This window comes from Mesorhizobium sp. M4A.F.Ca.ET.020.02.1.1, assembly GCF_004022645.1.
Lineage (GTDB): Bacteria > Pseudomonadota > Alphaproteobacteria > Rhizobiales > Rhizobiaceae > Mesorhizobium.
Genome location: NZ_RZOI01000650.1, coordinates 1 through 3,437, shown reverse-complemented (window position 1 = coordinate 3,437; position 3,437 = coordinate 1). Strand labels below are relative to the sequence as shown.

Below are 3,437 nucleotides of genomic sequence, written 5' to 3'. Positions count from 1 at the left end.
ACGGCGGCGCCCTTGCGGGCGAGACTGTCGGCGGCCTCGGCGAGCGAGGGTTCGGAAGCGTCGCGGGCGGCGAGCGCCAGCACCGGAAAGCCCGGCCCGACCAGCGCCAGCGGTCCGTGCATGACCTCGGCCGCGCTGTAGGCTTCGGCATGCATGCCGCAGGTCTCCTTGAATTTCAGCGCCGCCTCGTTGGCCATCGCCGCCGACGGGCCGCGACCGAGGATGAACAGCGACCGCGGCGTCTCCAGTGGGCCGGCCAACGCCATCCAGTCGCAGGCGATTGCCTTCTCGAAATGCTCGGGCAGGTGCGCCAATGCCGCAAGCAGCGCCTCGTCGCCGGTGCAATGCGCCATCAGCGCCAGGCCAGCGACGGCCGAATTGACGAAGGTCTTGGTCGCGGCGACGCTGCGCTCCGGTCCGGCGAGGATGTCGATGGCAAAGTCCGAGGCGCGCGCCAGCGGCGAATCGGCGGTGTTGGTGATGGCGACGGTGAGCGCGCCGCCGGCCCTGGCCGTCTCCGCCATGGCGACGATGTCGGGACTCTTGCCCGATTGCGAGATCGCCAGGCAGGCGGAGCCGGCGAGCCTCAGCCTAGCGCCATAGATCGAGGCGATGGACGGGCCGACCGAGGCGACGGCAAGGCCGGCGGTCAGCTCGACGGCGTATTTCATGAAGGTGGCGGCATGGTCGGATGAGCCGCGCGCGACGGTGACGACGAAACTCGGATCGCGCTCGCGGATACCGCGCCCGGCCTCGGTCAGCACCGCCGCCGAACCGTCGAGCAGGCGGGCGGTTGCTTCCGGGATCTCTTCGATCTCGCGCCGCATATGGGTGATGGTCGCGCTCATGGCCGGCTCTCCTCTCCCGGCCCGGTCAGCCGGAGTTCGGCGACGAAATCGTAAGCGTCGCCCCTGTAAATCGAGCGGGTGAATTCGATCACCTTGCCGCTCGCAAGATAGGAAATACGTTCGATATGCAGGCCGGCAATCCCGGGCGGTACTTCCAGCAGCCGCGCATCGCCATCGCCGAGATTAGCGGCGGAAATGCGCTGCACCGCCCGCACTGGCCGGTTGCCGGTCATTTCCAGTGCGGCATAGAGCGAAGTGCCGATCGCCTCGGGATCGGGCAGCACGCTGGCCGAGAGCGCGGCGCGCTCGATCGCCAGCGGCGTGTCGTTGGCGATGCGCAGGCGCGCCACCCGCGCCACCAGCTCGTTCGACGACAGGCCGAGCACCATTGTCTCGTCGGGCGAAGGCGCGTAGAGGCCGCGATCGAGCCAGGCCGAGCGCACCACCATGCCGCGCCGCGCCATGTCTTCTGTGAACGAGGTGAGCCTGGACAGCGACTGCTCGACGCGCTCCATGCGCGGCGCGACGAAGGTGCCGGAACCGTGGCGCTGGACGAGGATGCCGCCCTTGACCAGATCCTGCACCGCCTTGCGCACGGTGACGCGCGAGATGTCGGCCTTGCTGGCGATGTCGCGCTCCGACGGCAGCGCGTCGCCCGGCCCGATCAGGCCGCGGTTGACCGCTTCCTCGATGCTCTTCCTGAGCTGCAGATAGAGCGGCGCGCCGCTCTGCGACGATTCCTTCAGCATGGCGAAAATCTGGTCGGCGGCGCTCATTGGGCAACCTCCGAACCGCGCGCAAAGATGCGCACCGCCATCTGCACGGCGCCGCCCAGCGCATCGTCGAGCGCCGGCTTCAGCAGAGCCTGGTAGCGCGCCGAAAGCCGCGGCGCATAGAGCGGCGCCAGGCCGCCTAGCAGGCAGAGCGGCGCATTGCCGGCAAGATCGAGCGCCCCGAGCGAGGCTTCGACATCGGCAACCGCCTTGTCGAGAATCCAGTTGGCGACAAGATCGCCCTTGGCGGCATGGTCGAAGACCTTTGGCGCGAAACCGCCGAAATCGCCGGGCTTGGCATTGGTGGTGAACTCGACGACGTCCTCGGGGTTGTTGCGGAAGACGGCGAGCATCGCCGCGGTCAGCGGCGAGGCTGGACGGATGCCGTCATAGGCGAGCAGTGTCTGCTCCAGCAGGTCGCGGCCGATGCGCGCGCCGCTGCCCTGGTCGCCGACCTGAAAACCCCAGCCGCCAATGGCGCGTGACTTGCCCGCCTTGCGCGCCATATAGGCGGTGCCGGTGCCGAGGATGGCCATGGCGCCGTCGCTGGGCCCGACCGCACCCTCCAGCGCGATCTCGGCGTCGGTCTCGACGCGGCTGGCGCTGAACGGCAGGATCGCTTCGAGTTGCTGCCTGTAAGTGCCGACATTGGCGCCGGCGAGGCCGAGAATGGCGGGCGTTTGCGGGATGAGTTCCGGATCCTTGCCGGCGGCGACGAAGGCCTGCCTTGCCGCCTCGACGATGTTGGTCCTGGCGCCGGTGAGGTCGGTGCGGATGTTGGCGGCGCCGCTTTTGGCGCGGCCAAGCACGACGCCGTCAGCGGTCGCAAGGGCCGCCCTGCAGCTGGTGCCGCCGCCATCGATGCCAAGTACGAAATTCACGCGATTTCTCCTCCGGACGGATAATACCAATAAAATACCAATAGCCAAGAGTTAATTTCGCTTTCAAAAAGATTAAGGCGTATTTTATTGAAAGACCACGATATTTTGCCGGCAAGACGATTTTGAGGCAACGAATTCGTTAATCGATGTGGACAAGTGGTATTTTTTTGGTATTGTTTTGTCAGTTGGAGGACATCGGATGGCCGAGAAGCGCACCGAAGCGCGTCACCAGAATGCCGAGGGGCTGGATATCCAGGCCCCGGACGCCATCCTTTCCTTTCTCGCCGATGCGCAGATCGAGGCCGCCAGGGCCGTGCGCGGCGCCATTCCTTCGATAGCGGCAGCCGCCGAAATTATCGCCGACCGTCTTAAGGGTGGCGGCAGGCTCGCCTATGCGGCCGCCGGCAGCTCGGGCCTTATGGCCTTGGCCGATGCTCTGGAACTGCCAGGCACGTTCGGCATCGGGCGCGACCGCATCGCCATTCTGATCGCCGGCGGCGACGAGGCCTTCCATACACTCGCCGGCGGACCCGAGGACGACACCGATGAGGCCTCGGCCGCGGTCGCCGCCGCCGGAATCGGCGAGGGCGACTGCCTGATCGCCATCTCCGCCAGCGGCTCGACGCCCTATGCGGTCGCCGCACTCGAGGATGGGCGGAGCCGAGGCGCCGCGACCATCGCCATCGCCAACAACAAAGATGCGCCGCTCTTCCGGCTGGCCGATGTCGCGATCGTGCTCGAGACGCCGCCGGAACTGATCGCCGGCTCGACGCGCATGGGTGCCGGCACCGCCCAGAAGATCGCGCTCAACATGCTGTCGACGCTCGCCGCCGTCCATCTCGGCCATGTCCATGACGGCTACATGGTCAACCTCACAGCCGACAACATCAAGCTGCGCGACCGCGCAGTCCGCATCGTCGCCCCCCTCAGCGGGC

At 67.2% G+C, this 3,437-nt stretch carries 4 protein-coding genes; 1 reads left to right on the top strand and 3 read right to left on the bottom strand.

Annotated elements, in window-relative coordinates:
- The 3 genes from EN742_RS28595 to EN742_RS28585 form a co-directional block, all read right to left on the bottom strand.
- The coding region (locus EN742_RS28595; protein ID WP_148670319.1) for an SIS domain-containing protein at positions 1 to 848 on the bottom strand (848 nt) is incomplete at its 3' end.
- Positions 845 to 1,624 carry a GntR family transcriptional regulator gene (locus EN742_RS28590; RefSeq protein ID WP_127405340.1) on the bottom strand — a complete coding sequence of 260 codons (780 nt, stop codon included), beginning with the start codon at positions 1,622 to 1,624 and terminating at the stop codon, positions 845 to 847. The genes EN742_RS28590 and EN742_RS28595, both read right to left, overlap by 4 nt.
- Complete coding sequence (locus EN742_RS28585; RefSeq protein WP_127405341.1) at positions 1,621 to 2,502, bottom strand: N-acetylglucosamine kinase; 882 nt, start codon at positions 2,500 to 2,502, stop codon at positions 1,621 to 1,623. Before EN742_RS28585 ends, EN742_RS28590 begins: the two co-directional genes overlap by 4 nt.
- A gap of 199 nt (positions 2,503 to 2,701) precedes the next feature.
- On the opposite strand from EN742_RS28585, the gene EN742_RS28580 reads away from it, so the two are divergent.
- The coding region (locus tag EN742_RS28580; RefSeq protein WP_128333549.1) for an N-acetylmuramic acid 6-phosphate etherase at positions 2,702 to 3,437 on the top strand (736 nt) is incomplete at its 3' end.

Excerpts from the sequence above, each read along its gene's own strand:
- EN742_RS28590 (WP_127405340.1), bottom strand. The coding sequence starts at position 1,624 with ATGAGCGCCGCCGACCAGATTTTCGCCATGCTGAAGGAATCGTCGCAG.